Origin of the sequence: Pseudonocardia sp. (assembly GCF_025465255.1) — a bacterium.
Lineage (GTDB): Bacteria > Actinomycetota > Actinomycetes > Mycobacteriales > Pseudonocardiaceae > Pseudonocardia.
The window spans coordinates 1-6,412 of sequence record NZ_JAODNI010000020.1 but is presented as its reverse complement, the minus strand read 5'-3'; the positions used below and the strand labels follow the sequence as shown (position 1 = coordinate 6,412).

General features: G+C 70.1%; 6 protein-coding genes and 2 pseudogenes. 6 read left to right on the top strand and 2 right to left on the bottom strand.

Going from position 1 to position 6,412, the window contains the following annotated elements; translation table 11 throughout:
- Nucleotides 1–7: 7 nt before the first annotated feature.
- From JWP64_RS31335 to JWP64_RS02010, 3 genes and pseudogenes are all read left to right on the top strand, one after another.
- Nucleotides 8–169 (top strand): annotated as a pseudogene (locus tag JWP64_RS31335) (DUF4118 domain-containing protein); the annotation flags it as partial.
- A gap of 167 nt (nt 170–336) precedes the next feature.
- Nucleotides 337–471: pseudogene (locus tag JWP64_RS31330) on the top strand (hypothetical protein); the annotation flags it as partial.
- A 129-nt stretch (nt 472–600) separates the two neighbouring features.
- Complete coding sequence (locus tag JWP64_RS02010) at nt 601–873, top strand: GAF domain-containing protein (RefSeq protein ID WP_297491590.1); 273 nt, start codon at nt 601–603, stop codon at nt 871–873.
- A 992-nt stretch (nt 874–1,865) separates the two neighbouring features.
- Here the strand turns inward: JWP64_RS02010 and JWP64_RS02005 are convergent.
- Both JWP64_RS02005 and JWP64_RS31325 read right to left on the bottom strand, forming a co-directional pair.
- Complete coding sequence (locus tag JWP64_RS02005; protein WP_297491587.1) at nt 1,866–4,169, bottom strand: LuxR C-terminal-related transcriptional regulator; 2,304 nt, start codon at nt 4,167–4,169, stop codon at nt 1,866–1,868.
- 422 nt (nt 4,170–4,591) lie between these two features.
- Nucleotides 4,592–4,885 carry a transposase gene (locus tag JWP64_RS31325; RefSeq protein ID WP_366889232.1) on the bottom strand — a complete coding sequence of 98 codons (294 nt, stop codon included), beginning with the start codon at nt 4,883–4,885 and terminating at the stop codon, nt 4,592–4,594.
- A 95-nt stretch (nt 4,886–4,980) separates the two neighbouring features.
- Between JWP64_RS31325 and JWP64_RS02000 the strand changes: the two genes are divergently transcribed.
- The 3 genes from JWP64_RS02000 to JWP64_RS01990 all read left to right on the top strand — a co-directional run.
- On the top strand, nt 4,981–5,142 hold the full coding sequence (locus tag JWP64_RS02000; protein ID WP_297491583.1) for a hypothetical protein: 162 nt from the start codon (nt 4,981–4,983) through the stop codon (nt 5,140–5,142).
- A gap of 347 nt (nt 5,143–5,489) precedes the next feature.
- On the top strand, nt 5,490–5,642 hold the full coding sequence (locus JWP64_RS01995; RefSeq protein ID WP_297491580.1) for a hypothetical protein: 153 nt from the start codon (nt 5,490–5,492) through the stop codon (nt 5,640–5,642).
- Between the two features lie 474 nt (nt 5,643–6,116).
- Nucleotides 6,117–6,412: cbb3-type cytochrome c oxidase subunit I (locus tag JWP64_RS01990; protein ID WP_297491578.1), on the top strand; the 296-nt coding region annotated here is incomplete at its 3' end.

Here is a 6,412-nt window from a genome sequence, read left to right as displayed (position 1 = left end):
CATCGCCGTGGTGGTCGTGGCGCGGGTCGGTGGGCTGGCCCCGGCGCTGGCCGCCGCGGTCGCGGCCGCCGTGCTGCTGGACCATTACTTCGTCCCGCCGCTCTACGACTTCGACGTCGCCGACCCCGACAATGTGGTCGCCCTGGTCGCCCTGGTCGCGTTCGTCCTCGTCGCCGGCGCGGTCGGCTCGGTGGTCGGCCTGGCCGCGCGCCGCACCCGGGAGGCCGAAACCCTCGCGACCGCGAACGCGGCGAGCCGCGAGGAGTTGCGCGTGCTCGCCGACGAGCAGGGGCGACGATCCTCACCCGCATCGGCGACCGCCCCGACGAGCCGGCGGTGGGCAGCCGCTTCCACCTCGAGCCGCCGCTGCCTCTGGCGATCGCCCTGCACACGGGCCGTCCGGCCGCTCGACGACTTCAGCCAGGCTACCGACGCCTACGGCGACCACTCCCTCGGCTGGGAATCCGGTCGGTGGTCGCAGCGCCCATCATCGTCGAGGGTCGCGTGTGGGGCGCGATCGGCACCGGGACCCGTTGCGAGTGCCTCCCGGCCGACACCGAACAGCGCATAGCGGACTTCACCGAGCTCATCGGGACCGCGATGGCGAACGCGGCGGGCCGCGCCCAGCTCGAGGAAAGTCGTGACGAACTCCGCCGGCTCGCCGAGGAACAGGCGCCGTTTCGCCGGGTCGCCACGCTGGTCGCCCGCGGGGTGCCACCGGCCGAGGTGTTCGCGGCCGTCGTGCAGGAGGTCGCACACATCCTCGGCGCCGACGCCACGCCCATCGCCCGCCTCGATCCCGACGGCGTGACGACCGTCGTCGCGGTCGCCGGCGGCCCCCCTGACGAGCCGGCGGTAGGGAGTGGTCCATGAGGGTCGGTGGTCCGCCAGGCGACGTGGGTCGACGGTGGAGAGGCGCACCTCGCCCTCGGCCAGCACGTCCGGGGCGTCGAGCAGGATCGGCGGGCCGGCGTCATGGCCGGGAGTGCCACGGCGATCACCGCGCCTCGATGGCCTCGGTCGTCCACCGCCCACCCGGCAGGGTGCTTCTTCGAAACGTCTGCCAGGCGCCGCCGCATGCGGGCTGGTGGTGGGACGGCGCACATTCGCGGTGGGCGCCGCCCTCCGCACACGCCGGCTGGTGGTGGGACGGCGTGCACGCTCGGTGGAATCCGCCCGAAGGCCGGTACCCCGTCTGAGGCGACCCCCGCCGGCCGGGCGCAACGGCAGCTGAGCACAACGCTGCCGGTAGTACTGACATCGCGCCGGTGATGAGCAGGCCGAGGACGAGCACGACGATTACCGCTGCCAGCAGCAGGACGGCGGCCCGATGGTGGGGCCAGGTCGCCTTTGCCGCGGGGGCCCAGGCCGGCTGGTCGTGCGGCAGGACGGACCGGCGTCGGTGGCGAGCGTTCACCGGGACGGGTCGCGTCGGCCCTCGGGTGCCAATAGTGCGGCAAGGGCGGCGTGCCACTCGGTGTGCCGGTAGATGTCGGCGGTTTGAGTGCCGGTGAGGCCGCCGCAGATGCTGCACACGTAGCAGGGCGGGTTTCGCCGCTCATACGTCGGCGTTGCCCACGGGAGCTCATGAGAGGCGGTGGTGTCGGTCATGACGGGCAGCCTCCAGAGCGAGGAAGGGCAGAAGCGGGGCATGCGCCGTCAGCGCGGACCGGAGCAGAGACGACTTCTCGGGCGACCCGGTCTGAGCGGTCAGGGGGCACTCACCACTGAGACCGGGCCGCCCTCACGCCACGTGCGCTAAGGAAGGGGATTGGCGCACCGCGACATGAGCCCCGAACATGGTCGATCGGCGTTCGGGGTCGTGTGACGGTACCGAGTTACCTAGGTAATGTCACTGACTGCGGCTAGTCCTGCGAGACGCCGATATTCCGATCGCTACCGCTCTCACCAGCCAGATCATGCTGGAACGCATAGCGGATCGCGGCGGCTCGGGTTGTGACGCCGATTTTGCGGTAGATCGATCCGAGGTGCGCCTCGATGGTGCGTCGGCTGAGGTGGAGGCGGGCGCCGATCTCCCCGCTGGTCAGGCCCTGGGCCACCGCCTCGAGGACTTCGGTCTCCCGCCCGCTCAACGGGAGGGGAGTCGCAGGCCGGGGATGGGTGCAGGCCAGGAGGACGGTGCGCGGGTCGAGGAAAAGCTCCCCGGGATCGGGGCATTGCTCGATCATGCGTCGGGCCTCGCCCAGGTGGGCCCGGGCGGATCGATGGTGGTGGAGCTTCTGCTCGGTGACGGCCAGCGCGGTGAGGATCTCCGCGGTCTCCACCCGTAGCGGGCTGCGGCGCGCCAGCTCGAGCGCCCTCCCGAACAGGCCCCTGGCATGCCGGTACTTGCCCTCTTGCCAGCTCAGCCACCCGCGGGCCGTGTGAAGGTAAAAGGCGTCGAAGTGCTCGCTGAGGTTGTGCCGGTGGCTTCGGGCTTCCGCGTCCACGGCCAGTCGCTCGGCCTCAAAGGTTGCACCGTCCCGCGCCGCGATCATGGCCTGCACTCCGAGGGTGAGCATCGCGGTGAGATCGTCCCCGTGCTCTACGGCCAGAGCTGCGGCGCGGGCCAGATTGTGCTGCGCCGCACGCAGGTCACCTGCTCGGTACTGGCTCAGACCGAGCACAGCCGGTGGGTTGACGCCCAGGGGAGGCGGGGTGACGGCGGCCAGGGTGAGCAGCTGCTCTGCGTGGCGCCGCGCCGCGGTGGAGTCGCCGGCGAACGAGGCCGATGCCCATCTGGTCAGGGCTACCTGCACTCGCACCTCGTGCGCAGTCGCGGTGGTGACTCCGGGACGCTGGATGGCGTCCTCGGCGAGGTCGGCCCACCGAACCATTTCTGTTATCCGGCAGGCGTGGACCGCGACGACGGCGCGGGCCACACAAAGGCGCGGGTCCGCCCGGCACACGTCCTCGCCGAGCGCCTGGAACCACCCGAGTGCGGTGTCGACGTAGCCGCGGTGTGACACCACGGGGCCGTGCGTGGCCACCAGGTCGGCGGCGAGCATCGTGTCCCGACTGGCCAAGCCGTGATGGACCGCTTCGACCGGTAGATCGTGCGCGGCGAACCACGTGGCGGCGCGGCGGTGCAGGTCCGGCACCACATCGGCCTCGGCCCGATCGAGGTCCCGCCGCAGCACGTCGGCGAACAGGTGATGGAAGCGGTACCAATCGCCCTGGTTGTCCAGTGGAACGAGGAAGAGCTGATCCCGCTCCATCCGGGTCAACAGTTGGGCCGCGTCCGGCTGCCCGGTGACAGCTGCGCACAGGGCCGGGCTGAACCGCTGCAGGATGCTGCTGCGCCGGGCCAGCGTCCGGAGGTCGTGGGGTAACCGAGTGAGGACCTCGCTCATCAGGTACTCGCCGATCCGACGGTCGTTCCCGGTCAGCCGGCCGATGACCAGATCCGGGTGGTCGGCGTGCGCGCGCAATGACAACGCCGCGAGGTGCAGCCCGGTGGCCCAGCCTTCGGTGGTGTCATGCAGCCGCGCGACATGCGACCCCTTCCAGTCCGTACCCGTCTCACGCTCCAGCAGTTCGGCGGCTTCGCGGCCAGACAACCGCAGCTGGTCGATCGTGATCTCCGCCAGCCGTCCCTGACCGCGTAGCCGCACCGTCGGTAATGCCGGGATGGTCCGGCTGATCAGGACGAGCCGCAGCGTCTCCGGAAGGTGGCCGAGTAGCAGGCTCATGCTGCGGTGGACGTCGTCGGTGGTGATGAAGTGGTAGTCGTCGATCACAACAGTGACGGGCTCGTCCAACGCGGACAGTTCGTTGATCAGCGCCGGTAGGACGTCGTCGAGCACGCTCGTGCCGAGCGTGGTCAGCAGGCGTGTCGACGTGGCGAACGCGGCCGCGTCGACCGACGCCAGACCGGCGAGCAGGTAAGCCCAGAAGCACGTGACGTCGTCGTCGCCCGGATCGACGGAGAACCAGACGCACCGGTCCGGGTCCGGTTTCTGGCGGACCCAGGAGGCCACCAGCGTGGACTTGCCCCATCCGGCGCCCGCCACGACCAGGACGAGTCGCCCAGGAGCGGCCACTGAGTCCAGCTGCTCGACTACCGCACGCCGGTCGAGCGCAGCGGGCCGAAGCGGCGGAACGCACAGCTTGCTGTGCAACAACCCTGGGACGGGCGCCTTCTTCGCTCCCTCGCCCGGCTCGCTCACCACGCAGCTGACCCTTCTGAGCTCCGGATGGGCAACAGCTGGCCACGGTACTCCGAAGGGACCCCGATCAGCCGGACGCCGTGGTGCGTCCCGGGCGTTTACCGACCGCGCGAAGGGTTCCGGGCTGGGCGCAGTTTGCCCCGCGGCGCGTTCAGTGCACGCCTCGCATCGCGATCTTCGACTCGGGGGAAGGCCCCGAAGGCCCCCACCAGCAGAGCGGGCTACCCGAAATCGCGGCTTGCCTGCCCAGCGCGTTCGTCGCGAGAGCGGCGGTCTGGCTGGAGTCGATCGACCAGCCCACGACGCGTCGGGAGTGCACGTCCAGGACGACCGCGCAGTACACCTTGCCCTCCCTGGTGGGGTGCTCGATGATTCGGTGACCCGCAGCTGATTCGGCGCCGGGCGGGCGAAGTTGCGATCGATCAGGTCGACGGCGGTCGGGGTGTCGTGACGTGGGCGGGCCGGCGGTGATTCGGTAGGCCCTTGATCCCGGCGCGGCACATGAGCAGCGCGATCGTGCGCGGTGCCGTGGTCGTCCCGGGTATCTGGCCGAGGTCGATCATCTGCTGACGGCGCCAGGCGTAGATGCACTGCTGGCTGATATCGAGGTCGGCGGCGACCTGTGCGACACGACGGCCGGCCGTGACGAGGTCGAGGACTTCGCGTCGGAACTCGGGTGGGTACCGCTTGGCATATCGGGGCCGGACTACTGGGATCAGTGATCATCCAGCAACCCGAGTCCGCCGAGCCGGGGGAACATCAACGTGTCCGGCGCCAGGGGCCAAGCTCGGTCCTGCTCTCGCGTTCGTGCGTGTTCGTGCCCGGTCTCGACGGCCCGGTCGCGCTCGGCGGCGACGGTCAGTTCCGCGGTCTCGTGCTTGTGGTGCAGCGCGAGGCCGGGCTCCGCGTCGCGGCCGCGGGCGACGAACCCGCGGCTGCCGACCCCGGCGACGCTCTCGCGTGGTCGAGGTAGGGGGTGGCGATGCGGGTGATGCCGTCGGCGGTCGCGCACGCGGTGTGGAGTCGACGCCGAGGGGCGTCGATGTCTTCTCGCCGATGCACTGCTCGGGGTGGAGCCGGGAGACGCGGAGCGCGTGGAGGCTGAGTTCGCCGCCGCGCCCCGGCGGCTGGGGCGCACGGTGGCGAGACCGCCCACCTCTGACAGGTCATCAAGGTGGAGCGTGTGGAACAGGACTGCCCGAGGTTCCGGCTGTCCCGCGCAGGCCCGATCGAGGCGGACCCAAGCAGCGGGGCGAGACTTGATGCGTGGCTGGAACCGAGGCCGGGGAACCTACCTGCGAGCCGGATCTTCTGGACGTCTTGACCACAGGGGTGCACGCCCTCGGTGGGAGCGATCTGATGCAGCACATCTCTTCAGAGGCGACCGCGTACACCGACGAGCAGTGGCCTTGGAACGATGAGGGCGACGAGCCGCCCGAGCGGTACTCCGCCTGGCTCGCGTACCTCGGGTAGGTCACCGAGGTGGAGCGCGCGGGACAGGCTGCCCGAGGTTCCCGCGCTGAGCTCTCCGGTCGCGCCTCCCCGCGGTACCACGAATCGAGGGGGGAGAGCCTATGTCCGAGCCAGCGAAGAACGGCGCTACGCGAACCGTGCCGCGCAGAAGTCCGAGTAGTCGATATTCGCGAGAGTCCTGCGGCATTGGGCTGTCCGTCGCTAGAAATCCAGTTCACGGCCGGCGTCGTGTGCGAGGTCGGCCACGCCGTGCGAGGCAGTTCGCCGACGTGCACACGAAGCTCGGCAGTCCCCGCTGTGCAGTGATGGCCGGCAGTCGTGAAAGGGGAGGGGAGGTGCGGCTGGGGAAGGCCATAACAACAGGGAGCCGTGACTGGTTCGGCCACTTAACAGGGGCCGCCAGGGCCGATATCGTCGACGCAGTGGGCCCGATCCTTGCGACGCAGTGGGCCCGATCCTCGCGCAGGAGCAGCCATGACAGCGGTGCGGCCGGTTCCTATCCAGACGCGGCCCTATCCGGCCCGCCGACCGGGCAAGGGAAGCCGGATCGCGCACATGCTTCGGACCACGGATCCGAAGGACATCGCGATCCTGTACCTGGTCACGTCGTTCGGCTTCTTCATGGCCGGCGGTGCGATGGCAGTGCTGATGCGTGCCGAGCTCGCCCGCCCTGGACAGCAGATCCTGTCCAGTGAGCAGTACAACCAGCTCTTCACGATGCACGGCACGATCATGCTGCTGCTGTACGCGACGCCGATCCTGTTCGGCTT